We start from the raw sequence: 25,672 nt of genomic DNA on the forward strand, positions 1-25,672 counted from the left end.
GTGTCCTCAAGGTAGTCGTTGATAACGCTGCGTTACACATCCAATTATGCGAATTTTCCGTGGACCACCGGGCCGCAGACCAATTGGCGGTTTTTCCACCACGCAACTACTGCATGAACACCGGTTGAGGTTAATCTGGCCCGATGCACACGCGACTCAATTGCCCTGGAGCCTTGCCGGTATGGAACTACATGTCGTCATCAACGGCCGCAAGGACCTGGCGGGCCAGTTGTACAAGCAACTGCGCGGCGCTATCGAATCGGGCCGCCTGGCAGCCGGGACACAACTGCCGCCAAGTCGCCTGCTGGCCGAGCAACTGGGCATCTCGCGCAAGACCATTTCCGATACCTATGCGCAGTTGACCTATGAGAACTTTCTCACCGGGATGATCGGCAAAGGCACCTACGTCAACGCGCGGGCCTCCAAAGTTCAGCGCAAGCAGAGCCATAACGAGCTCGCCGGGTTCGAGGTGATCGAATCATGGCGCAAGCTGCCGGTGTTCCTGCGTCACCCGACGCTCGAAGGCTCGCTGCGTTACGACTTCATTGGCGGCGCCACCAGCAAGGGCCAGTTTCCCCAGGACGACTGGCGGCGCTGCACCTCCCATGCGTTGCGCCAGATTGCCGGGTCCAAGGGTTTCTACAGCCTGCCCGAAGGCCTGCCTGCGCTGCGCAATGCCATCGCGCAGCACATCGCTTTTTCTCGCGGGGTCAATTGCCAGGATGAGGACGTGGTGGTGTGCAATGGCGCACAACAGGCGCTGGACCTGATTTCCCGAGTATTGACGCGCCCGGGCAGCATCGTGGCCATGGAAGACCCCGGGTATCCGCCGGCACGCCTGCTGTTCGGCACTCACGGCGCCACGGTGATTGGCGTGCCGGTGGACGCCGAGGGCATTGTGGTGGACAAGATCCCTCTCGGCACGCGGCTGATCTACGTCACCCCCTCGCACCAATTCCCCTTGGGCATGCCCATGAGCCAGGAGCGACGAGTCGCATTGCTGGCCAAGGCCCATGAACTGGGCGCGATCATCATCGAGGACGACTACGACAGCGAGTTCCGCTACGAAGGCCGCCCCACAGACTCGCTGCAAAGCATGGATGATCGCGGGATCGTCGCCTACGTCGGGACCTTCTCGAAAACCCTGCTGCCGGAGCTGCGCCTGGGTTACGCGATCCTGCCGCCCGCCATCCTCGAGGCGGTGGTGCGCGCCAAACAACTGACCGACCTGCATACCTCCACCTTGCCCCAGTGGGCGCTGGCCAAATTCATCGCTGAAGGCTGCCTGCTCAAGCACATCCGTCGTTGCCATACGATCTACGCGGGCCGGCGTGAGCGGATCCTGGCGCGCATGGCCGGTGATCTCTCGCCCTGGCTTGAGGCAGTGCCAACCACCGCGGGTTTTCACATGGTGGTGCTGTGCAGGGTACCGATCGATGTGGCGCTGGTGATCGAACTGGCGAAAAAGGTTGAAGTCGGGCTCTATGCCATCGACAGCTTTTTCTACCAGCAAGCGCCCCAGGACGGGTTTTTCTTGGGGTTTGGCGCCATCGAGACCCTGGACATCGACATCGCCCTGGATCGTTTTCGGGACATTCTGCAGCAGGTTGCCTGACGCATTGGTCTGCGCCTTTATTCAGCGATTGGCTATTGGTGGTCCGGGGGAGCAGGCCTATCCTGCATAGGCGTTATCCCTCAATGAGCAGGATACGTCCGGCCTGATTCAGGAGTGAGTGCCAATGTCCTACAACGTAATCAATACCGTAAAGGTTCAGGCCGTCGCCGGCCGCTCGGATGAACTGGGTCAGCAATTGCAAAAGATTGTCGACACCCTGCGCGAACTACCGGGCTGTGAATCCTATATGGTCGACCGCTGCCCTGAGGACAGTAATCGCTGGACTGTCAGCGCCCACTGGCAATCGGAAACGGCCATGCAATCACACTTCAACAGTCCCCAGGTGCAAGGCTTCATCGACCTGATCGATTGCCAACTGGCCAATGCCGTCGACTTCAACAGCTTTCCGATCAGATAAGACCCGATTAAAGATCGCAGCCCTTGGCCGCGCTTGCAGAGTATGGGTACCTCTGCAAACGTTGTCGGGGACTGCGATCTTTTTCGTTCCGCGCCGCATATTGGTCCCCTCGCCTTCGCGAAAATTGGCTGTTTGTTTGCCCCCCCTGACGCAATAGATTGGTCCCTGACAACTCACCCCTGCAGGTTAATGAACCATGAACGTCTTGCGTTTCTGTGCCGCTCCCCTTGCTGCCCTCGCCCTGATCCTGTCCTCTTCGGCCTTCGCCCATGAAGCCGGCGACCCTTCGGAAAAAGTCACGGTATTGCAGGACCAGATGCTGAAAAACGTACCGGGCAAGAAGGCGCTGATGATCGAGGTCGACTATGAGCCCGGCCAATCATCCATCGCCCACAAACACGACGGTACCGCCATGGCGTACGTCCTCTCGGGGTCCATTGTTTCTCAGGTAAAGGGCGAGAAAGCGGTGACCTACAAGGCCGGCGAATACTGGTACGAAGCCGCCGGCTCCGAACACCTGGTGTCGAAAAACGCCAGCGCGACCGAGCCTGCAAAATTGCTGGTATTCATGGTGTTGTCGCCGGACGAAAAAGTACTTGTACCCTTGAAAAACTGATCGCTGAACGAACAGCCATAACTATAAATCCCGAATCAGACGATTCGGGACTTTTTATTTCTCCCGGCAATTAACCAACGCTCTTTAAATCAAACAAAACTATCCACCCGTTGATTAGGGCTGTTTGATTATTCCACGACCGGTTTAGTCTGGAGACAGCGCCGGTTATTGCCCGGCCATTAACTTTCCGACTTTGATATTGTTTCACCGGAGAAACACCATGAAACTTGTACTGGTCAGTACGTTGACGATGGCAGCGCTATTAGCCGGCTGCTCGATTCCCACTGCTCCGTCCGCGGTTTCATCGCTGGACGGTATCTTCACCGAACCGGTGGGTCGCAGCAGTACAACCCTTATTCCCAACGGTAACCATGTTTCCCTGGGCGTGGTGTACAGCCGCAACACCCAGGAAAATCGCGCCTATCTGCAGGACTACCAAGCCAATGCCGGCACCGGTTTCGGCCAGAGCCTGCTGGTTCAACCGATCCACGACGCCTATGTCGCCACGTCCAAGCCTGATCTGGCCGTGGACTGGGTCAAGGCCTCGCTGCAACGCCAGTTCGGTTCGGTCACGGTTTACCCGGACATGCAGAGCCTCAGGGCGGCGCAACCGGACGTGGTCGCCATCGTCGACAGCCGCAGCCAGTTGATCACCTCGCGCAGTTCGGACGTCGAGGCTCATGTCAGTGCCGACTTCTATGATCGCAACTTCAACTACATTGGCACTGCAAAAGGTCATGACGCCGTAGCACTGAGCCCGGTGTGGGCAGACTTTAAACGCAGTGAAGAGATCGTCGCCGATATTAACGAACAGCAGAATGTGCAAGTAAGGGCACTGCAGAAGTTTGACCAGTCGCTCAGTAATTTATTGACCAGGCCGACAGATAAAGTGTCGATGATTGATAGTAAACAAGGTCATAAGTTGTATTGAAAGATAGGCCCCCGGGTGGCGCTCCAACGAAGGGGCCGGAATTGACGCTATAAAAACCCAGGCCAAAAAAAGCCCCGCATCTCTCAATGCGGGGCTTTTTCATTCAACGGCTGATCAGGCCGCCGGTTCCAGCTCTGCGCTGGCAGTTGCAGGGGCTGTCACCACCGCTTGCCCGCTCAACGCCAGGTCCAGCAGTTCACGGTTGGCCACTGCGTACATGGCGTAGTCCGTGCCGCTGGCGGCACGGATTTCCACCAGCATGGCGCGCCAGCGTTCGATCATGCTGCCGTGCTGCGCCATCCACAGCGACAGGCGTGTTTCCACGTCCTGGGTGCCGTCGCCCTGTTGCAGGACCGAGATGGTGATCGCACGTTGCTGCCAGTCGACGTCATCGCGGAACGCTTCACGGGCCAGGGCCTGCCAGTTGTTTTCAACCGGCAGGGCACTGATCTGTTGCAGGTACCAGGTGATATCCAGCGCGCTACCCACCGCGAAGTAGGCCTTGGCCACGTCCGCAGGGTTCTGGCCGGTCACGTCGGAGGCCTCGATAATCGGCAGCAGGGTGTACAGGTGCGAGGTGCCCGCAACCATACGCGCCAGCAACTCCGGCACACCGGCCTGGACGTACGCCTGATAGCGCGATTGCCAGTTTTCGCGGATCTCGCCACTGAGCAGTTCGTCGAGCTTGAGACCCAGCTCCTTCAGGTGCGGACCGAAGTGCGCGACGTCACGGGCAGCGTTCTGCTCGTTGCGACGGGCACGCAGGAACCAGCGCGTAGCGCGACGGCCCAGGCGCATCAGCTCGTCCATCAGCTCCAGTTGCACGTCGGCGGAAACCTGGTAGTCCAGGGCTTCGATCTGACGGAACCAGTGCGGGAGGTGGAAAATGTCACGCACGATCACATAGGCGCCGGCGACATTCGCCGGGCTCATGCCGGTCGACTCCTTGAGTCGCTGAACGAAGGTGATGCCCATGTGGTTGACCAGGTCGTTGGCGATCTGGGTGCTAACGATTTCGCGCTTCAGACGGTGACGACGCATGGCTGCGGAGAACTTGCTTACCAGCGTTGGCGGGAAAGCGGTTTCCATGTCGCGGGTCAGGTAGTCGTCGTCCGGCACCAGGGAACCCAGCAGCTGCTCCTTGAGGTCGATCTTGCTGTAGGAGATCAGCACCGACAGCTCGGCACGGGTCAGGCCATGGCCTTCGGCGATGCGCTCGTTGAGCGCTTCTTCGTTGGGCAGGAACTCGATGGCGCGATCCAGCTTGCCGCGACCTTCCAGATCGTTCATCAGGCGCTTGTATTCGGCAATCCGTGGCAAGGCGCGACGGGCTGCCAGGGACAGGGCCTGGGTCTGCTTGTAGTTGTTGCCCAGTACCAGGCCACCGACTTCGTCGGTCATGCTCGCCAGCAACTGGTTACGTTGCTTGTCGGTCATGTCGCCAGCCTGAACCACTTCGTTCAGCAGGATCTTGATGTTCACTTCGTGGTCGGAGCAGTCCACACCACCGGCGTTGTCGATGAAGTCGGTGTTGGAACCGCCGCCATTGAGGCCAAACTCCACGCGACCCAGTTGGGTCATGCCGAGGTTACCGCCCTCGCCCACCACTTTGCAGCGCAGCTCGTTGCCGTTCACGCGCAGTGCATCGTTGGCCTTGTCACCCACATCGGCGTGGCTTTCGCTGCTGGCCTTGACGTAGGTACCGATACCGCCGTTCCACAACAGGTCCACTGGTGCCTTGAGCAAGGCATTGAGCAGTTCGGTCGGGGTCAGCTTGTCGGCCTGGATGTCGAAACGCTCCTGCATCTGCGGGGAAATCGCGATGCTCTTGGCGCTACGGGAGAAGATACCGCCGCCTTCGGACATGATGCTGGTGTCGTAATCCGACCAGGCCGAACGTGGCAGGTCGAACAGGCGCTGACGCTCGGCGAAGCTGGTCGCCGGGTTCGGGTTCGGGTCGATGAAGATGTGCAGGTGGTTGAACGCTGCGACCAGTTGCAGCTTGTCGGACATCAGCAAGCCGTTACCGAACACGTCACCGGCCATGTCGCCGACGCCCACTACAGTGATGCTGTCTTCCTGGACATTGATGCCGCGCTCGCGGAAGTGGCGTTGTACGCCAACCCACGCGCCCTTGGCGGTGATGCCCATTTTCTTGTGGTCGTAACCGGCCGAACCACCGGACGCGAACGCGTCACCCAGCCAGAAGCCGTAGTCGATGGCGATGCCGTTGGCGATGTCGGAGAAGGTCGCGGTGCCCTTGTCCGCGGCAACCACCAGGTACGGGTCATCGTCGTCATGACGCACGACATTGGCCGGCGGCACCAGGGCGCCGTCTTTCAGGTTGTCGGTGATGTCCAACAGGCCCGAAATGAAGATGCGGTAGCAGGCGATGCCCTCGGCCGCGATCTCGTCACGGCTGCCGCCCAGTGGCAGGCGACGCGGCAGGAAGCCGCCCTTGGCACCCACCGGCACGATCACCGAGTTCTTCACTTGCTGGGCTTTTACCAGGCCCAGGACTTCGGTACGGAAGTCTTCTTCACGGTCGGACCAGCGCAGGCCGCCACGGGCAACGTTGCCGAAGCGCAGGTGCACGCCTTCGACGCGTGGCGAGTAGACGAAAATCTCGAACTTCGGCACCGGCTTGGGCAGCTCGGGGATCAAGTGTGGATTGAACTTGAAGCTGAAGTACGACTTGTTTTGGCCGTTGGCGTCGGTCTGGTAGAAGTTGGTCCGCAGGGTGGCCTTGATCAGGTCCAGGTAGCGACGCAGGATGCGGTCTTCGTTCAGTACCTGCACATCGTCCAGTGCGGTCAGGATCGCATGCTCCAGACGTTGCTCGAGGTCGTCGCTGCTCAGCTTGCGTGCCAGGTAGAAGCGGGTCTTGAACAACCGGGTCAGCTCGCGAGCGATGTCGGTGTGGTTGTTCAGGGTGCTGGCGATGTAGCCGAGGTCGAAGCCCAGGCGGATCTGCTTGAGGTAACGGGCGTAGGCACGCAGCAGCGCCACGTCACGCCATGGCAGGCCGGCGGTCAGTACCAGGCGGTTGAACGCATCATTCTCGGCATCGCCGCGCACGATGTGGACGAACGCGTCCTGCAGCGTGTCGTTGAGTTGCTGGATGTCGAGGTCCAGGCCTTCGGCGGCGGTGAAGGCGAAATCGTGGATCCAGAACTCGCGGCCATTGGTGTGGCGCAGGCGGTACGGGAATTCGCCCAGCACGCGCAGGCCGAGGTTTTCCAGGATCGGCAGGACGTCGGACAGGGCCAACGGGGTATCGGCGTGGTACAGCTTGCAATGCAGCTCACGCTGACCGACCTGGCCCAGCGGCTGATAGAAGCTCATCACCAGCGGGTTCTTGTCGTTGAGGCTCAGCAGGTGCTGCATGTCGACCACAGCCGAATGCGCGGCGAAACGCTCGCGGTAACCGGCCGGGAAGCCTTTCGGGAAGTCGGCCAGCACGTTGGTGCCCTGGGCTTCGCCGAAGCTTTCGACGGTCAGCGCCGAGTAATCGTCCTGCCAGCTGCGGCAGGCCTGGATCACTTCGTTTTCCAGTTGCTGCGGGTCGATGTCGATGCGGTTTTTCGGGTCGACGCGCAGGATCAGTTGCACACGGGCCAGCACGGACTCGGAGAAGAAGGTCCAGAACTCGCAGTCCGAGGCTTTCAGGCGATCCATCAGCACTTGCTGGATCTTCTGCCGTACTTCGGTGGAGTAGATATCACGCGGCACGTAGGCCAGGCAGTAGCAGAAACGACCGTATGGGTCCTTGCGCAGGAACACGCGGATCTTGTTGCGTTCCTGGATCTGCACGATCGACATCACGGTGCTGAACAGCTCGTCCACCGGGGTCTGGAACAGATCGTCGCGCGGCAGTACTTCGAGCACCTGGGCCAGTTCCTTGCCCAGGTGAGCCTTGGCCTGGAAGCCCGAACGGCGTTCGATTTCCGCGACCTTGCGGCGGATGTACGGGATGACCCGCACGCTCTCGCCATACACCGAGGAGGTGTACAGGCCCATGAAGCGGCATTCCTTGATGACCTTGCCGTCGGCATCGATTTCGCGAATCGACACGTAGTCCGGGTAGGCCGGACGGTGCACACGGCTTGGGTGCGCCGCCTTGGCGAACGACAGCAGGGTCGGTTCGCGCAGGTAATTCACGGCGTAGTCTTCGATGCGCAGGTCATCGTAGCTCAGGCCGGCGCGCAGCAGTTTGGTCAGGCCGAGGAAGGAGTCCTTGTCATAGACGATGTGGCCGCCATCGGCTTCATCGCTGACCACGAACTCTTCGTAGCCGAGGAAGGTGAAGTGGTTGCCCACCAGCCATTCCAGGAAACTCTTGATTTCGCTCTTTTCGTCGGCATCGACGGCGAACCGGCTGTTGTCCAGGTTGGTGAGGATTTCCTGGACCTTGGCTTTCATGGGCTCGAAATCGCCCACCGCCACGCGCACTTCAGCGAGCACTTGCTCCAGCTCTTTGGCCAGCACGTTCAGTTCGGCGTTGTTGGCGCAACGGTCGATTTCCAGGTACATCAACGACTCTTGCAGCACGTCGTCGCCCTGGGTGCCTTTGGGCAGGATTTCCAGCAGCTCGCCCTTGCTGCCACGGCGTACGCTCAGCACCGTGGTTTGCAGGGTGTGAATGCTGTAGCCGCGACGGTTCAGCTCGGTACGCACCGAGTCCACCAGGAACGGCAGGTCGTGGTGCAAGACTTCGACCGCGGTGTGGGTCGACTGCCAGCCGTGACGTTCGTAATCGGGGTTGTAGACGCGCACTTGTGGTTGCGCGTGATCGAAGCGCTCAAGCAGGCGCCACGCAGAAAGAGTACAGCCAGCGAGGTCAGACAACCGACGTTGGGTCAGTTCATCCAGGGAAATGATGCCGAAGAATTGTTCAGCGAACAGCGCCACTTGTGGCAGTGCCTGTTCACTGATGTGCTGCGCCAGTGCCGCTTGCAGTTGGTGCTGGAAGTCGGCTTTGCTGGCTGCGGTGAAGAACGCCATCTGTGGTACTCCGCTTGGGCTTGTTATTGATGAAAGCGTCGCGTGCAAAACCCCTTTCAGGGGCTACCCGTCACCCTGCTCCTGATTCTCGGGCAGAGGAAACAGGGTGACAGGTGGGTGAAGCTAAACGAGACACTCGGGTCACATTCACCTTCCGTGAATGGGCATCTGCAAAAGCGACTGGGCTGCGTGCAGCGCAATGCCTTTACGGGTGCTCATCCGTTGCGCAGCTTAACGAGTGCGGCAAGGCCCATGCTTGCGGTGCTGCGACATATTCGGTCAACGGTACGCTGCTGTGCAGGCGCGCATTGATCAACACTAGCAGCCGAAGAAGATTTCGGGGCTGATTGCACGGTTTTTGCGGGACATCCGTACCAAAACCAAGGGTCGGGACGCGTCTGCCCCGCCCCAACCAAAAATTGACAGCGTCCATGATTGCTGGGCCGAGCATGGACGCTATGGGGGCTGTTTGTAGAAACCGCGACCGATTCAGTCGATCAAGTCTTCAATCGCCTGAAATTTGCTCACTGTCGCGCAGTCGTAACAGAGCATTTGAACCGTCATCCTGTCCATGCTCGCATCGACGTTGGTTGAGTCACACTCGCGGCAGAACAGCTGCAGGTGCCCGGCCAGGTCCGCCCCGCAGGCATTGCCGGAGAAAAACCGCGGCACCAGCTCGTCACGCCAGTAGAGGCCCGGAGACTTGGAGAAACCGGCTCCGCTGTCCTTGAGCACCACGTCGTACAGGATTCGGTGTAAGGCCGACTGCGGCACCCGCGAATCGCGATAGGCGGTTTTGCGCCAGTTTCGCGCCTTGGCATCCTGCGCCGTGCCCAACATGCTGCCGGGGATGGTGTTGCAGGCGTGGTTGCGCCCTTTTGAATTGCCGGTGGCGTAAAAATGCGCGGCATTCTTCACCGCCAACCGGGCAAAGTAGTAGATATGGCTTACCGAGAAGTCCTGCAGAAGCTGGCCGACGACGGTTTGGGCGCGCCCCTGGGCACTGAACACGAAACTCACTTCACTGGCCAACACCTGGATGTACTGAATAGATTCGTCCCGGGCCAGGCTCAACATCAACGCGTACAGTTCGCTTTTCCAGGCGGGCAAAACATTGCCGGACAGCTCTTGATACAAAGCCCGGTACAGTGCGTCGCGAGTGCTGCGTATGCCGGGCTCAAGCGCGATATTGGGTAGCCAGCGCACGGAAGAAAAGTCTTTGATCAAGTAGCCGGACGCTCGATCGAAGGCCTTGATGTCGCCCTCCAGATCGACCTCCAACGCGCCGCTCTCGTACAGGTTCCTCACCAGCGCTTCACTGGCCTCGTCAGTGGGTGCCAGTGGTTCGCTCCTGAGCCCGGTGGCGAGCGAGGCAATGCGCTCGACGCCGTCAACCTGGCCATCGTCCAGCAAGGCGAGCAGAGCCAGTTTCTGTACGAAGCCCAGCGCTGCAAAAGGCACCGACGGACGTGGTATGGCGTAGCGTTTGGCCAGCTCGAGACGATCGCGCTGCGCCTGGTCGGCGATTTCCTGCTGGCGCAGCTTGTAGCACTCATGGCAGGTACAGCGCTTCATTCGCCCCTGCTGGCCGGGCTCATGGTGATAGTGCTCGCAACCTACGCACTTGAAAGGCTTACGAATTGAAACTGGGGTGCCCTTTGCGTGCCGACGCACCCACATGGGCAGGTCGCAGTAGGGGCAGGTCAGGTCCTTGCTGATGATGGGGGGCAATATTTTCAACAAACTGCGGACTTCAGGCGCAATGTTGAACTCGATCTTCAGGTCGGCACTTTTTTCACCGTCCAGGTAGCGCTGATACAGATGCTCGATTTGTTCCCCGGACAGGTGCTTGATCTCATCCGCCCGTTCGAAATACTGACTCATCGAAAGAGGTCCTTTTTTCGTGATTGACTGCGCACTCCTTTGCGTCTGGGCGTTCACGCTAAGGGATTGAAATGGGCCAATACAAGTAAAAAACCTGCGTCCGGACGTTATTTTTAGCCCTCACAAACCTCCTGCAAGGGCAAAGGAAATTTCCTATGGGAAGGGAGGAAAAGTCTGTGAGAAACACCTTTCACCATTCACAGAGTCAAACTTCAAATGCTTTTCCATACATCAGGTCAATAATGAAAATCGGTCTTTTTCCGCCGCTCCAGCAACCTGAGGCAGCACAAATGTCTGCGGACTGGCAGAATTGCTTTTTCGTAACGTTCATCACGCTCGCCGAGCCAGGAATTCCCCATGCAAATGACCACCGCCCTCTTGATCGTCAACCCTTGCGATGAAGAAGAAGACGACATGGCGATGCTGTGCTGCCATAGCGAAAAGGGTGAGATGTTCCTCATGAGCCGGTACCCGGATGAGGATGAGCTGGAAATCACCCTCGATGGCGAGCCTTCGACCCTCGATGGCGTGAAGGTGACCCTCAGCCCTACCCTGCTGAAGATCGAAATCGCCGCGGCGGATGCCGATGCGTTGAATGGGGATGATGTGCTGGAGATTACCTTCAACCCGGACATGGTGGATCTGGCGGAAGTCCAGGAAACCCTGAAGAACATTCTTGACGGTACCGGGACGTTCGTCAGCCAGATTTGAGGGTGCCTGTACCGGCCCTATCGCTGGCAAGCCAGCTCCTGCAGTAGATCGCGTTCGGTCGCGAGAGATGGGTTGGCTTTCGGACTGCACAGATTGCTTGCACACCACCAATAGCTGTAGGAGCTGGCTTGCCAGCGATGAGGCCCTGACAGTTATCCCAAGAGCATCGCCCTGCGAAAATCCCGCAAATCCCCACCATTTCCCGCACTTTGCACAAAATGCCGTTAGTCGCCGCCCCCCGCGATGGATTAAAGTAACGCCCCCAGCCCTGGCGTATTTCCGAACGTCCTCGGCCACCCTTTTGCAGGAACAGTCATCGATGGAACATCGTGAAGCGCTGCTAGCGCTGCGAACCTTTCTTTCAACGCAGATTCTCGGCCAGGAAAAACTCATCGAGCGCTTGCTCATCGCCCTGCTTGCCGACGGCCACATGCTGGTCGAGGGCGCTCCTGGCCTGGCCAAGACCAAGGCCATCAAGGAATTGGCAGAAGGCATCGAAGCACAGTTCCATCGCATCCAGTTCACCCCCGACCTGTTGCCTGCCGATATCACCGGTACCGAGATCTATCGCCCGGAAACCGGCAGCTTCGTGTTCCAGCAAGGCCCGATCTTCCATAACCTGGTGCTGGCGGACGAAATCAACCGCGCCCCGGCCAAGGTTCAATCGGCATTGCTCGAAGCCATGGCCGAGCGCCAGGTCAGTGTCGGGCGCAGTACCTATGAACTGTCGCCGCTGTTCCTGGTAATGGCCACGCAGAACCCCATCGAGCAGGAAGGCACCTACCCGCTGCCGGAAGCCCAGCTCGACCGCTTCCTGATGCACGTGAAAATTGGCTTCCCCGATGCCGCCGTCGAACGGCGGATCCTGCAGCAAGCCCGCGGTGAAGCCCTCAATGGCGAAACCAAGCCTGAACGCCGGGTCAGCCAGCAGGCGATCTTCGCCGCGCGCAAGGAAATCCTCGGCCTGTACATGGCCGATGCCGTGGAGGAATACCTGGTGCAACTGGTCATGGCCACCCGCACCCCGGGCAAGTTCGACCCGGAAATGGCCGAGTGGATTGCCTACGGCGCCAGTCCCCGTGGCTCGATCGCCCTCGATCGCTGCGCCCGGGCCCACGCCTGGCTGGCCGGGCGCGACTTTGTCAGCCCCGAGGACATCCAGGCGGTACTGTTCGACGTGTTGCGCCACCGCATCATCCTGTCCTTTGAAGCCGAGGCTGCCGGGATCGACCAGGACCGGGTGGTCCAGCGCATTCTCGACGTCGTTGCTGTCGCTTGAGCCCGATGAACGCGCTCCTGCCGCCCCAACCGGGCATCCGCGTCACGCTCGCCGAGCTGATCGAGATGCGTCACCGCGTGCGCGAAGTGCAGCTGTTTTCCACGCCGAGCCAGCGCAGCCCGCTGATCGGCCTGCACCATTCCAAGCTGCGCGGCCGTGGGGTGGATTTCGACCAGGTGCGGGTCTACCAGGCCGGCGACGATGTGCGCACCATCGACTGGCGCGTGACCGCGCGTACCCAGGAACCCCACACCAAGCTGTTTCACGAAGAACGTGAGCGGCCAATTTTCATCATGGTCGAGCAGAGCCGTCGTCTGTTTTTCGGCTCGGGCCTGATGTTCAAGTCGGTGCTCGCCGCCCAGGCCGCGAGCCTGATCGGCTGGGCCGCGCTGGGGCATAACGACCGGGTCGGCGGCCTGGTGTTCGGCGACAACGAGCATTACGAAATCAAGCCGAGGCGCAGCAAACAAAGCCTGCTGCAATTGCTCAACCGCCTGGTGCGGGTCAACCAGTCGCTGCACACCGAAAGCGAGCCTGATCGCGATGCGTTCGGCATTGCCTTGCGTCGCGCGCGGGAGGTATTGCGGCCCGGCAGCCTGGCGATCGTGATCTGCGACGAGCGTGCCTTGTCCGAAAGCGCCGAACAACAGCTGAGCCTGTTGTCGCGCCATTGCGACCTGTTGTTGCTGCCGCTGTCCGACCCTTTGGATCACGCCCTGCCCGCCGCTGGCCTGTTGCGCTTCGCCGAGCGTGGCGCGCAACTGGAACTCGACACCCTCAATTTCGACCTGCGCCAGGCGTACCGCGCCCAGGCCGAAACACGCATCGCCCGCTGGGAGTTGCTGGCGCAAAAGCTGCGGGTGTTGCTGATGCCGCTGAGCACGCAAAGTGAAATGGTCGAGCAGCTGCGCGAGTACCTCAACCCACAGAAACCGGGGAAAGGTCGATGAGCGGTCTCGAGCAACTGCAACCCCTGATTACCCCGCCCCCGGTGGATTTCTGGCCGCCGGCGCCGGGTTGGTGGTTGCTGCTGTTGTTGCTGCCGGCCATCGGCTTTGGCCTATGGAAGCTGCGGCACCTGTTTGCCCGCAAACAACCGGTCGCCCCTGTCGAACAACCGCTGGACCCGGTGCGTGTGGCCGCGCTGGCGGAACTGGCGCGCCTGCCCAAGCCTTACGATGGCGCGCCCGCCGGTGCCTGGCTGCAGCAGCTCAATGGCCTGCTTAAGCGACTGTGCCGCAACCATTACCCCTACAGCCAGAGCCATACCCTCAATGGCCGCAAATGGCTGGCCTTTCTCGACAACCGTTGCCCCGCCGCCGGCCTGACCCGCTGGATGGTGCTGGTCGAAGGCGCCTACAAGCCCGAATGCAAGCTCGACGACAAGGCCATCGCCGGCCTGACCCAGGCGGTCGATACATGGATTCGCAAACATGTTTGAGTTCGCCTGGCCGTGGATCTTCGCCCTGCTGCCGCTGCCCTGGCTGATGCGTATGCTGTTGCCGGTGGCCGACAGTGGCGAACCGGCACTCAAGGTCAGTTTCCTCGCAGACCTCGAAGGCCTGGCCAAGCGCCGCGCCCGGGCCAACTTGCCGGCCTGGCGCCAACAGGCGCCGTTCCTGCTGCTCTGGCTGCTGTTGTTGAGCGCCGCCGCGCGCCCGCAATGGCTCGGTGAGCCGCTGCCGATTGCCGCCAGTGGCCGCGATCTGCTGGTGGCGGTGGACGTGTCCGGCTCGATGGACTTTCCCGATATGCAGTGGCAGGACGATGACGTCAGCCGCCTCACCCTGGTTCAGCATTTGCTTGGCGACTTCCTCGAAAGTCGCGACGGCGACCGAGTTGGGCTGATCCTGTTCGGCAGCCGGGCCTACGTGCAGGCGCCCCTGACGTTCGACCGCCATACCGTGCGCGTCTGGCTCGACGAAGCGCGAATCGGCATCGCCGGCAAGAACACGGCCATCGGTGACGCCATCGGGCTGGCCCTCAAGCGCCTGCGGCAACGCCCGGCGCAAAGTCGCGTGCTGATCCTGGTCACCGATGGCGCCAACAACGGTGGCGAAATCGATCCGCTTACCGCCGCGCGCCTGGCAGCCAAGGAAGGGGTGAAAATCTACCCGATCGGCATCGGCGCCGACCCGGAACAAAGCGGCACCCCGGGGTTCCTGGGGATCAATCCGAGCCTGGATCTGGACGAACCCACCCTGAAGGCGATCGCCGACGCCACCGGCGGCCAGTACTTTCGCGCTCGCGATGGCCAGGAACTGCAATCGATCAAGGACACCCTCGACCAACTGGAGCCTGTGACCCAGCAACCGACCCAGGCCCGTCCGGCCAAGGCGTTGTATCACTGGCCGCTGGCGCTGGCGTTGTGGCTGAGCATGCTGCTGGTGGTGCGCGAGCTGTGGCCGGATAACCCGCTGCAACGAATTTTCAACAAGGACCTGTTCTTGCAATCGCCATTGCCTGACTGGCGCCAGCGCCTCAAACGCCTGCGCCTGCGGAGGCGCCGATGAGCGCCTTCTGGCCGTATTTTTTCCGCCCGTGGTGGCTGCTGTCGCTGCCGCTGCTAGGCTGGTTGCTTTGGCAACTGTGGCATCGGCAGAAGCGCGCCGGGCGCTGGCAGATGATCCTGCCACCGGCGTTTCACGCCGCATTGCTCAGTGGCGGCAGTGGGCGCGAAAGCAAATTGCCGTGGGTGGCCCTGGGCGCGGCCTGGTTCATCGCCGTGGTCGCCTTGGTGGGACCGAGCTTTGCCCGCGTCGAACAGATCAGCCAGAAACCCGCCGATCCGCTGGTGGTGATCCTTGAGCTGACCCCGCAAATGCTCGCCACCGACGTTCAGCCGAACCGCCTTGAACAGGCCCGGCGCAAACTCTTCGACCTGCTGCAAAGCCGCAACGACGCGCAGACTGCAATCGTCGTCTACGCCGGCAGCGCCCACACCCTGGTGCCGCTATCGGACGACCTGTCCACCAGCCGCAACCTGCTCGATGCACTCAAGCCGTCGTTGATGCCCGAAGTCGGCCAGCGTGCCGACCTGGCGGTGGTCAAGGCCCTGGCCTTGCTGGAACAGGCCGCACTGGGCGATGGCCGGATCCTGTTGATCGGCTCCTCGTTGAGTGAGCCGGAGCGCCTGGGCATCAGCCGCGCCTTGAGCGGCAAGTCGACGCAATTTCTGATGCTCGGTATCGGCACCGCCGAAGGCGCCCCCATCACCCAGGAAGATGGCAGTTTCCTCAAGGACGAACAGGGGGCAATTCTGGTGTCCCGGCTGGATGAACCCGGCTTGAAGTCCTTCGTCAACGATCTGGACGGACACTACCGCCACGCGCGCCTGAGCGACGCCGATCTGCGCGCCCTCGGCCTGCTCGACGGTCCGCGCAACCTGCGCAACGACGGCCAGACCCTGCGCCTCGACACTTGGGCCGACCAGGGCTATTGGCTGCTGTTGCCGCTGTTGTTGCTGGCCGCCTGCGCCGGTCGTCGCGGCTGGTTGTTCTGCCTGCCGCTGTTGTTGATGCTGCCGCAACCGAGCCATGCCTTCGACTTCCAGGACCTGTGGCTACGCCCCGACCAGCAGGGCCTGCAATTACTCAAGCAGAAACGCCCGGCCGAGGCCGCCCGGCACTTCGAAGATCACCGGTGGCAAGGCGTGGCCCTCTACGAAGCCGGCGACTACAGCGGCGCCGCCCAGCGGTTCGCCGAGGGCAACGACGCCCATGCCCACTACAATCGTGGCAACGCCCTGGCCAAGAGCGGCGAACTGGAGGCAGCAGTGGATGCCTATGAGCAGGCCCTCGAACGGCAACCGGATCTGCGTCCGGCACTGACCAACAAGGCCTTGGTGGAAAGCCTGCTCAAGCAGAAGGCCAGCCCGCCCGCGCCGGAGAAAGCCGCCGAGGAGGCGAGCAGCGATTCGGAGCAGCCATCACCACCGAGTGCCGCTGCGCAGCCGTCGACATCCGCAGAACCCGAAGCCGCTGGCGAACAGACGCAAGCCGCCACCGAGCCACCCGCCACGACACCGCCTCGTCCCGGCACCAACGAGGTCCCGGGCAGCGAACTGGGCGACGAACAGCACACCATTGCCCCCATGCCCCCGGCCAGTGCCAGTCTCGACGCCGAGCAGCAACAGGCGCTGGAGCAATGGCTAAGGCAGATCCCGGATGATCCGGGTGAATTGCTCAGACGCAAATTCTGGTACGAACAGCAACAACATCAGGATCAGGGAAAAACTCGATGACCCGCTTCACCGCCTTCCTGCTTGCCCCGCTGCCCGCCTTGCTACTTTGTGCCGCCCAGGCCCAGGCAGCCGAGCTGGTCGCCAGTGTCGACCGGGCTCGCCTGAACTCCGGCGAGACGATCGAACTGACCCTGGAATCGAACGATGTGACTCAATTCGGCAAGCCGGACCTGACGCCACTGGAGCCACTGTTCGAAGTGCGTGGCACCCGCCAGGTCAACCAGTTGAACACGCTCAATGGCGACAACCAGGCCACGACCCGCTGGATCGTCACGCTGCTGCCATTGCACAACGGCACCGTGGAAATCCCCCCGCTCAAGCTGGGCGACGTCCAGAGCCAGCCGATCACCGTGCAGGTGGTCGAAAGCGACACCCAGGCCAGCCCTGTCAAGCAGGCACCGGTGTTCATCGAAGCCAGCCTCGATCAAACCAGTGTGTATGTGCAGGCCCAGGCGATCCTGACCTTGCGCATCTACCATTCGGTGTCGCTGTACGACGACAGCAGCCTGCCGCCCTTGCAGATTCCCGACGCCCGCATCGAACAGCTGGGCGAGTCACGCACCTACGAGAAAGACATCAACGGCATACGCCACGGTGTCATCGAAATGCGCTACGCGATCTACCCGCAACACAGCGGTGAATTGATCATTCCAGGGCAAATATTCAATGCCGCGCTGGTGGACGCGCAACCCGTCCAGGACGCCAGCTCCCAGACGCCGAAATCCGGCAAATTGATGCGCGTCAGCTCCAGTGAAATCCTCCTACCGGTCAAAGCCAAGCCCGTCACCTATCCTGCCGACCTGCCCTGGCTACCGGCGCGCGACCTGACGCTGAGCGAAAGCTGGAATCCGGAGCCGGAGCACGTCCAGGTCGGTGATTCGCTCACCCGTAGCCTGACAATCAAGGCCGAGGGCCTGGCCAGTTCGCAACTGCCCCCTCTGCCCGGTACCGAGGTCAGTGGCCTGCGGCGCTATCCCGATCAACCGGTGCTGGGCAACCAGAACAGCGAGCGAGGCCTGGTAGGCAGTCGCGAGGATCGCGAAGCCCTGGTGCCTTCGCGCAGCGGCGCCATTGAGTTGCCTTCGGTCGAGGTGGTCTGGTGGAACACCTTCGAAGACCATCTGGAGCACAGTAGCCTGCCCGCCCGGACCCTGCAGGTGGCGGCCAATCCAAGCCTGATGGTCGACACACCGGCCAGTACCTCGGCGCTCGAGAACAATACGAGCAGCGAAACCCTCTGGCGCTGGAAACTCAGCACCCTGATCCTGGCCTGCACCACCCTGTTGGGATTCGGCCTGTGGTGGCGGGCACGCTGGCAACCGGCGATCCTGCGTGCAGCGCAAACCGGCCCCAGCCCCCGCACGGTGCTCGATGACCTCAAGCGTGCCTGCCAGGCCAACGATTCCCACGCCACCCGCCAGGCGCTCGACGCCTGGGCCCGCCAGCAGCCGGAGACCCTGGCCGACATGGCCGCCCGCTTCGTCCCCCTGTCCGACGCCCTCGACGGTTTGAACGGCGCGCTCTACAGCGAAACCGGCCAGCATTGGCAAGGGGAAGACTTATGGCGGGCTATCCGGACGATCCCGATCGCCGAACGGGTTCAGGATCCGGTTGGCGACAGTGGGTTGCCGCCGCTGTATCCGAAATAAGATCTAAAGTTCGCAACCTGCGGTAGCTCCTGCAGGTTATCCGCCGTGCAAGGCGCTGCCGCAGGCTGCGATCTTTAACGCCTTTCAGCGATTCAAGGCGACCCTTTCAACAGGTCAGGATTGTGCCCTCCAAAGCACATTGTCCCCCGCCCCAGGCGCCCACTCCTCTACGTGTGCCGTATGGGCCTGAATGCACGACCAGTTCTGTCCAGCGTGGCTCACCACGTCATTCTTTGCGTACTGAGTACCCAGTTTCCACGATGGATACTCACCGCCATCACTCAGGGTCCTGACGCTCAGGACGTTACTGGATAACGAAAGCTTGTTGTTGAGGTCGCGCGCTTTCACAGCGTAACGATACTGGGTATCTGGTGTGAGGCCAGAGTCGTCAAAAGAGGTCTGGACCGCGCTCACGGTTTTGACGTGAATGTCGTCCCGATAGATCAGGTAGTCGACTATCGGCGCCGTGCCGGTAGCTGCCCCCCACATCAGGGTGACGCTTTGTGCGGTCTGACCCATGCTGTGCAGGTTCGTCGGTGCGGTAGGCCCCTCTCCGCCTTCTGGCAAGGTGTGCACTTGAATCGGCCGGCTCGGTGCGGAAACATTGCCGTGATCATCGACTGCGCTGATGGCATAGTTGTACAGGGTTTCAGGTGCCACGCTGTTATCGGCAAAAGCAAGATTCGGAGCGTCTACACCAACCAGGAAGCTTCCGTTACGCGAAATGCGGTAGGAGGCGATCGGAATGGAGCCGGTTCCTGCATTCCAATTCAACAATACCTGCTTGTCAGTGACCCTGACAGCAGCCAGCCCGGTCGGTGGATCAGGCAATTCACCGCCGCCTTCCGGAGGCAGAAAATTCAGGTCAATCACTTGGTAAAAAGCCATCGAAGTATTGGCAACTTCCCACACCGCCAGACACACGTTGTACCCGAGCCGTTTTGGTAGCGGGACGCCATGGCTAGTGGGTGAAGCGGGCAACATTTGCTCGCCATGAGCCCAATGCGGCTGCAGGTTGATTTGCACTGTGTAGAACGGCTCTACCTCAAACTGATCCCGCGACAGGACCTTGGCAGGATCCCAATCTGCCTTCGTGATGAAATAGTTCCAGCGCCGAGTCGCGTGCTTTGCGCTGAAATTCCAGGAAATGTCCAGTATTTCGCCACTTCGCACGTCATGCTTTTGCCAGTGACTCCCGGGTTCATCCAGTACTGCGCCGGTCAGTTGATTGGCACTGGCAATTTTTCCATCCGGTGGCGGCGGGACGTTGGCGTCGTCATCCTTTGCAAACACATCTCGGAGTCCGCCGGCAGTCAGAGGAAAAAACTTGCCGGACTCGCGTTGATTAAGCGCTCCTTCGTCGAGTCTCCCCGCCAACCACTCAAAATGTGCCCGTGAAGAGGGTGAAAAAACGTGGCCATGACGCGGATTGTTACTTCTACTGATAGTGTTCGGACGATCCTGTGACATAGTATTTCTCCATTGACGACCGTTCATGCTTCGATTTTTCGGATCGCATGTAACGCCCCAACCACTTCAGTTTCAGCTCGACCCGCCTCATCTCTTTATCTATTGAAAGGCACACCCTGTCGGTTGAACTATTAGGCTCCATGCTCCAACCCATTGGATACCTGGCTCGTGAATAGAGGCTACTGACAGATGTGACAGTGGGGACAGACGGTCGTCGGTGTTCTTCCCCGGGTGTCGACGTCTCGCCCTTAAAGGTGTTCAGCAACAACAGTCTTTTGCCAGTAAACTCTCAGCCCTTTAGCCGCTGTCATGTGTCTTTTGGCGGCCATCACCTTTTTTGTAGCGGAGTTCGCCTTGCGTCTGTTCCACACCTCCGACTGGCACCTCGGGCAGAACCTGCACGGCCAGGATCGCGATTTCGAGCACGGCTGTTTTCTCGAGTGGCTGCTGCGCCAGCTCAAACTGGATCAGCCGGATGTGCTGCTGATCGCCGGCGACATCTTCGACACGGTCAACCCGCCGGTCAAAGCCCAGGAACGCCTTTACGACTTCATCGTCAGCGCCCATGAGCAACAACCACTGCTGACCATCGTCATGATTGCCGGCAACCATGATTCCGGTTCGCGGATCGAGCTGCCCGCCCCCTTGATGCGCCGCTTGCGCACCCACGCCCTGGGCCGCGTGCTGTGGCTCGATGACGGACAACTGGATGCCGAGCGCCTGTTGCTGCCGCTGCCCGATGCCCGAGGCGAAATTGCCGCCTGGTGCCTGGCGCTGCCGTTCCTGCGCCCGGCCGAAGTCACCGGTGCGCATCTGGGCGATAACTATCTGCGCGGCATCGGCCAGGTTCACGAATGGCTGATCGCAGCGGCCAATGCCAAGCGTCAATCCGGTCAGGCGCTGATCGCCATCAGCCACGCGCACATGGCCGGCGGTTCGGTGTCGGAAGACTCCGAACGCAGCCTGATCATCGGCAACGCCGAAGCACTGCCCGCCAGCCTGTTCGGCGCCTCCATCAGCTACGTCGCCCTGGGACATTTGCACAAGCCACAGAAGGTCAATGGCGAGGAGCGCATTCGCTATAGCGGCTCGCCCATTCCGTTGTCATTCTCCGAGATCGGCTACCAGCATCAGATTCTCGATGTCACGCTCGACGGCGAAACCCTGGTCCGCGTCGAAGCGAAACTGATCCCCCGCTCAGTGAACCTGCAACGTATCGGCCCTGCGCCCTTGGCCGATATCCTCGTGCAACTGGCCGACCTGCCGATCATCGACCTGTTGGCCGACTACCAGCGCCAGCCCTGGCTGGAAGTGCGGGTGCGCCTCGACGAGCCGCAACCGGACTTGCGCCATCAAGTGGAAAGCGCCCTGCTGGGCAAGGCCGTGCGCCTGGTGCGCATCGCCGCCGAATATGCGGGAAACGGCAACCGCGAAGGCGCCGACGAGTCTGGCGCGTTGATCGAGCTGGACCAGCTCACGCCCCATGAACTGTTCAGCCGCGCCTGGCAGGACAACTACGGCAGCGAGGTCGACGAGCAGACCCTCAAGGACTTTGCCGAGCTGCTGCAGGACGTGCAGATGGAGGACGAACAGCCATGAAGATCCTCGCCATCCGCCTGAAAAACCTCGCCTCCCTGGCCGGGCCGTTTGAAATCGACTTCACCGCCGAACCGCTGGCCAGCGCCGGACTGTTCGCCATCACCGGCCCCACCGGCGCGGGCAAGAGCACCCTGCTCGACGCCTTGTGCCTGGCCCTGTTCGGCGCAGTCCCGCGCCTGAACAACACCGGGCGTGACGCCAAGGTGCCGGACGCCGATGGCGAAATCGGCACCGGCGACCCCCGCACCCTGTTGCGCCGCGGCACCGGCGAAGGTTATGCCGAAGTGGATTTCGTCGGTGTCGATGGCCGTCGTTATCGCGCACGCTGGGAAGCCAATCGCGCCCGGGAAAAGGCCGGTGGCAAGCTGCAAGCCAGTCGCCAGAGCCTGCGCGACCTCGATCAGGATCAACTGCTGGCCAGCCAGAAAGGTGAATACAAGACCCAACTCGAGGCCGCACTGGGCCTGAATTTTGAACAGTTCACCCGCGCCGTACTGTTGGCGCAGAGCGAGTTCAGTGCCTTCCTCAAGGCCGATGACAACGACCGCAGCGAACTGCTGGAAAAACTCACCGACACCGCGCTCTACACCCGCTTGGGCCGTCGGGCCTTCGACAAGACCAAGGAAGCCCGTGAGGCCCACAAACAGCTGCAGGACCAGGCCAGCGGCGTCACGCCACTGGCGCCTGAGGCCCGTGCCGAGCTCGATGAGCGCTTCAACGCCGCGCAACAGCAGCTTAGACATCAGCAGGCGCAGCTCAAGCAACTTGAGTTGCAGCATGCCTGGCTCCTGGAGCTGCGCCGTTTGCATGACGCGCAATTGGCTGCTGCCGAACAACTGCACAGTGCCCGCCAAACCTGGGAAAGCCTGGCCGGCGAGCGCTTGCAGCTGACGCGCCTCGAACAGCTCGCCCCGCAGCGGCACCAGTTCGCCCGCAAGGCCGAGGTCGATGCGTTACTCACGCCCCTGGCCGAGCAAATCGCCCAACATACCCGCCAGCATGGCGAACTCGGTGAGCGTCAGGCGCTGCTGGAACAGCAACTCGGGGCAAGCCGGATCGCGTTGAGCGAAGCGCAGCAACGGCAAACTGACTGTGCTCCACTATTGCGTCAGGCGTTCGAGGAACAAAGCACCCTCGCCCGCCTGGCCAAGGATGCGGCACTCAGCGCCGAAGCCAGGCAGACCGCCGAGCAGGCCTGCACTCAGGGCCAAGGCGCGATTCAAACCTTGCACGAGCAACAGGCCCGGGCTGCCGAACACCTGCAGCGCATGGCTGCGCAACTTGAGCAAAGCGCTCACCTGGCGCCGTTGAGCGAAGCCTGGAATGCCTACCGCGATCGCCTGCAACAGCTGATGCTGATCGGCAATCGACTGAACAAGGGACAGGCCGAACTGGCCAGCCTCGAACAGAATGCCCTGCGCACCGCGCAGGCGTTCACTGCGCAGAAACAGCAGCTTGAGGTGCTGTTCAAGGAGGCCGGCGCCGAGCCGGATGCCGTCGCCGAACAGATCGGCATCCTCGCCAGCCTGTTGCAGGACAACCGCAAGCAACTGCGTGCCATCGAAGACCTGACGCGGCTGTGGGACAGCCAGCAGGACCTGGATAAGCGCGGCGCCGAGTTGCAACAACGCCAGGTGGCTGCGCAACAGGAACGCGAGCGCCTGACCCAGGACGGGGTAAAGGCCAAGGCTGAGCTCGTCGTCGCCGAGCAGACCCTGACCGTCACCCGCGAGCTGCTGGAGCGCCAGCGCCTGGCCCGCAGCGCCAGTGTCGAGGAGCTGCGCGCGCAGTTGCAGGACGACCAGCCCTGCCCGGTCTGCGGCAGTAACGAGCATCCCTATCATCAGCCCGAAGCCCTGCTGCAAAGCCTGGGTCGCTTTGATGAAAGCGAACAGGCCACGGCACAAAAAGCAGTCGATCTGCTCAAGGAAAAGCTCACCGAACTGCGTGGGGAAGTGGGCGGACTGATCGCCCAGCAAAAAGAACTGCTGCAACAGCAGGAACGACTGGCCACCCAGCAGCAAGCCCTGACGCCAAGCCTTGAAGCGCATCCGCTGGCCACCCCACTGCTCAATCAGGACTACGCCAAGCGTGGCGCCTGGCTCAACCAGCAAAATGCCCAGTTGAACCAGAGCATCACCCAGGACGAACAACGGCAAACCGCCCTGCTCACCCTGCAACAGGACGCCGCGCGCCTGACCCAGCAACTGCGCCACGCTGAAATCGCGCACCAGCAAGCGGCCCAGCATCTGGACAATCAGCAGCGTGAACTGGGCAATGACCGCCAACGCCTCGACGAAGAGCTCGGCGCGTTCGCCAACCTGCTGCCCGCCACAACCCTACAAGCGCTGCGCAGCGAGCCTGCCGCGACCTTCATGCAGCTGGATCGGCAGATCGTCGAGCGCCTGGCGCAACTCGATCAGCAAAAGGAAGAGCTGGCCGAGCAGCAACAGCGCCAGCAACACCTGGAGAAGGAACAGGATCGCCAGCAGACCCGCGTACAGCAACTGCAAACCGCCGAGCTGCAGTTCACTGCACTGGCCGCGCAACAACAGGCCAGCCAGCAGGCGCTCGGACAATTGCTCGCCTCCCACGCCAGTGCCGAACAGTGGCAGCAGCAGCTGGAGCAGGACGTGGAACAGGCGCGCAACGCCGAAACCAGCACGGCCGCGGAACTGCAAAACGTACTCACGCAGCGGGTGCGAATCGCTGCTGAACTCAAGGCGCAGCAAGAGCGTTTGCACATCCTGGAAAGCGAGCAGCGCGAACTCGGCGACAAAATCGCTGACTGGCGCGCCCGTCACCCGGAACTGGATGACGCGGGCCTCGAAGACCTCCTGCGGGTCGACGACGCCCATGTCAGCGAACTGCGTCAACGCTTGCAGCACAGCGAAAAAGCCATCGAACAAGCCACTGTCCTGCTACAGGAGCGCGACAAGCGCCTGCTCGAGCATCAGGCACAGCACAACGGCAACCTGGATGCCGAACAGCTCGCCAGCGCGCTCAGCGAGTTGCAAACCCAGTTCGACGTCAGCGAACAGCTCTGCGCGCAACTGCGTGCCGAACAGGCCGAGGACCAGCGCCGGCAGAACGCCAATCAGGCCCTCGCGCAACAGATCGCCGACGCCTATGCCGAATACCAGCGCTGGGCACGCTTGAACGCGTTGATCGGTTCGGCCACCGGAGACACCTTCCGCAAGATCGCCCAGGCCTACAACCTCGACCTGCTGGTGCACCACGCCAACGTGCAATTGCGCCAACTGGTGCGGCGCTACCGTCTGAAACGCGGCGGCAGCATGCTGGGTTTGCTGGTGATGGACACCGAGATGGGCGATGAACTGCGTTCGGTTCATTCGCTGTCCGGTGGCGAGACCTTCCTGGTGTCGCTGGCCCTGGCGTTGGGCCTGGCATCGATGGCCTCGAGTACGCTGAAAATCGAATCACTGTTCATCGACGAAGGTTTCGGCAGCCTCGACCCGGAATCCCTGCAACTGGCGATGGACGCCCTCGACGGCCTGCAAGCCCAGGGGCGCAAGGTCGCGGTGATTTCCCATGTGCAGGAAATGCATGAACGGATTCCGGTGCAGATCCAGGTCCGTCGCCAGGGCAACGGCCTGAGCACTCTGGAGGTGAAATGATCACGCTCTACTCGTTCCGCCGCTGCCCCTACGCCATGCGGGCACGCATGGCGCTGCGCTACTGCGAAGTGGCCGTGGACATTGTCGAAGTCAGCCTGAAGGCCAAACCCGCCGAGATGCTCGCACTGTCGAGCAAAGGCACGGTGCCGGTGCTGAACGTGGACGGCCAGGTCATCGATGAAAGCCTGGACATCATGCGCTGGGCCCTGGCGCACCATGACCCGCAGGACTGGTGGCTCAAGGAGGATCCGCAAGGCCAACTGGCCATTGAAGCGTTGATCGAGGAGAACGATCAACGCTTCAAGGTGCATCTGAACCGCTACAAGTATGCCGAGCGCTATCCGGAACAACCGATGGCGTTCTATCGCGCCGAAGGCGAGGTGTTCTTGCGCAAGCTGGATGAGTTACTGGAAGGACGCGACTACTTGCTTACGGATCACCCAAGCCTGGCCGACGTGGCGCTGATGCCGTTCGTACGGCAATTCGCCCATGTCGATCGCGAGTGGTTCGCGCAAACGCCCTATCGACGTTTGCAAGCGTGGCTGCAGCGGTTTCTGGAGTCCGATTTGTTCACATCAATCATGAAGAAATAAGCCCCTGCGCCAGCCGCTACAG

The 25,672-nt window shown here is 61.3% G+C and carries 17 protein-coding genes; 14 read left to right on the top strand and 3 right to left on the bottom strand.

Annotated elements, in window-relative coordinates; translation table 11 throughout:
• Positions 1–181 precede the first annotated feature (181 nt).
• From pdxR to NQL71_RS20565, 4 genes are all read left to right on the top strand, one after another.
• The gene (pdxR, locus tag NQL71_RS20550; protein ID WP_274643179.1) at positions 182–1,615 is read left to right on the top strand and encodes a MocR-like pyridoxine biosynthesis transcription factor PdxR; all 1,434 of its coding nucleotides are present in this window, start codon (positions 182–184) and stop codon (positions 1,613–1,615) included.
• A 124-nt stretch (positions 1,616–1,739) separates the two neighbouring features.
• Positions 1,740–2,033 carry a putative quinol monooxygenase gene (locus NQL71_RS20555; protein ID WP_046818089.1) on the top strand — a complete coding sequence of 98 codons (294 nt, stop codon included), beginning with the start codon at positions 1,740–1,742 and terminating at the stop codon, positions 2,031–2,033.
• Between the two features lie 196 nt (positions 2,034–2,229).
• Positions 2,230–2,649, top strand: a complete 420-nt coding sequence (locus tag NQL71_RS20560; RefSeq protein ID WP_274643180.1) for a cupin domain-containing protein — start codon at positions 2,230–2,232, stop codon at positions 2,647–2,649.
• 220 nt (positions 2,650–2,869) lie between these two features.
• Entirely contained in the window at positions 2,870–3,580 is a 711-nt protein-coding gene (locus NQL71_RS20565; RefSeq protein ID WP_077183777.1) for an ATPase, read from the top strand.
• Between the two features lie 114 nt (positions 3,581–3,694).
• Here NQL71_RS20565 and NQL71_RS20570 read toward each other — a convergent pair whose 3' ends face one another.
• Positions 3,695–8,584, bottom strand: a complete 4,890-nt coding sequence (locus NQL71_RS20570; protein ID WP_046818087.1) for an NAD-glutamate dehydrogenase — start codon at positions 8,582–8,584, stop codon at positions 3,695–3,697.
• 489 nt (positions 8,585–9,073) lie between these two features.
• Positions 9,074–10,468: a hypothetical protein gene (locus NQL71_RS20575; protein ID WP_274643181.1), complete on the bottom strand. Its 1,395-nt coding sequence runs from the start codon at positions 10,466–10,468 to the stop codon at positions 9,074–9,076.
• Positions 10,469–10,825: 357 nt separating this feature from the next.
• Here NQL71_RS20575 and NQL71_RS20580 point away from each other — a divergent pair, with 357 nt between their 5' ends.
• From NQL71_RS20580 to NQL71_RS20610, 7 genes are all read left to right on the top strand, one after another.
• On the top strand, positions 10,826–11,179 hold the full coding sequence (locus tag NQL71_RS20580) for a hypothetical protein (RefSeq protein WP_046818085.1): 354 nt from the start codon (positions 10,826–10,828) through the stop codon (positions 11,177–11,179).
• 319 nt (positions 11,180–11,498) lie between these two features.
• Positions 11,499–12,458 carry an AAA family ATPase gene (locus NQL71_RS20585; protein ID WP_020800601.1) on the top strand — a complete coding sequence of 320 codons (960 nt, stop codon included), beginning with the start codon at positions 11,499–11,501 and terminating at the stop codon, positions 12,456–12,458.
• Between the two features lie 5 nt (positions 12,459–12,463).
• Positions 12,464–13,408, top strand: coding sequence for a DUF58 domain-containing protein (locus NQL71_RS20590; RefSeq protein ID WP_046818084.1), 945 nt, complete (start codon positions 12,464–12,466; stop codon positions 13,406–13,408).
• Positions 13,405–13,899 (top strand): DUF4381 domain-containing protein, encoded by a 495-nt coding sequence (locus tag NQL71_RS20595; protein WP_046818083.1) that lies wholly within the window; start codon positions 13,405–13,407, stop codon positions 13,897–13,899. Before NQL71_RS20590 ends, NQL71_RS20595 begins: the two co-directional genes overlap by 4 nt.
• Entirely contained in the window at positions 13,892–14,971 is a 1,080-nt protein-coding gene (locus NQL71_RS20600; protein ID WP_046818082.1) for a vWA domain-containing protein, read from the top strand. Before NQL71_RS20595 ends, NQL71_RS20600 begins: the two co-directional genes overlap by 8 nt.
• A complete protein-coding gene (locus NQL71_RS20605; RefSeq protein WP_248687499.1) occupies positions 14,968–16,701 on the top strand; it encodes a tetratricopeptide repeat protein in 1,734 nt (577 codons plus the stop codon). Before NQL71_RS20600 ends, NQL71_RS20605 begins: the two co-directional genes overlap by 4 nt.
• The gene (locus NQL71_RS20610; protein WP_274643182.1) at positions 16,698–18,350 is read left to right on the top strand and encodes a BatD family protein; all 1,653 of its coding nucleotides are present in this window, start codon (positions 16,698–16,700) and stop codon (positions 18,348–18,350) included. The genes NQL71_RS20605 and NQL71_RS20610 overlap by 4 nt, the downstream gene beginning before the upstream one ends.
• Positions 18,351–18,464: 114 nt before the next feature.
• Here NQL71_RS20610 and NQL71_RS20615 read toward each other — a convergent pair whose 3' ends face one another.
• Complete coding sequence (locus NQL71_RS20615; RefSeq protein WP_274643183.1) at positions 18,465–19,820, bottom strand: lytic polysaccharide monooxygenase; 1,356 nt, start codon at positions 19,818–19,820, stop codon at positions 18,465–18,467.
• A 354-nt stretch (positions 19,821–20,174) separates the two neighbouring features.
• Here NQL71_RS20615 and NQL71_RS20620 point away from each other — a divergent pair, with 354 nt between their 5' ends.
• Genes NQL71_RS20620 through NQL71_RS20630 form a run of 3 tightly spaced genes read left to right on the top strand, consistent with a single transcriptional unit; the run spans position 20,175 to position 25,650 of the window.
• Complete coding sequence (locus tag NQL71_RS20620; RefSeq protein ID WP_274643184.1) at positions 20,175–21,419, top strand: exonuclease SbcCD subunit D C-terminal domain-containing protein; 1,245 nt, start codon at positions 20,175–20,177, stop codon at positions 21,417–21,419.
• On the top strand, positions 21,416–25,057 hold the full coding sequence (locus tag NQL71_RS20625) for an AAA family ATPase (protein WP_274643185.1): 3,642 nt from the start codon (positions 21,416–21,418) through the stop codon (positions 25,055–25,057). Before NQL71_RS20620 ends, NQL71_RS20625 begins: the two co-directional genes overlap by 4 nt.
• Positions 25,054–25,650: a glutathione S-transferase gene (locus NQL71_RS20630; protein WP_274643186.1), complete on the top strand. Its 597-nt coding sequence runs from the start codon at positions 25,054–25,056 to the stop codon at positions 25,648–25,650. Before NQL71_RS20625 ends, NQL71_RS20630 begins: the two co-directional genes overlap by 4 nt.
• Positions 25,651–25,672: the final 22 nt, after the last annotated feature.

This window comes from Pseudomonas serbica, assembly GCF_028823535.1.
GTDB classification, from domain to species: domain Bacteria; phylum Pseudomonadota; class Gammaproteobacteria; order Pseudomonadales; family Pseudomonadaceae; genus Aquipseudomonas; species Aquipseudomonas serbica.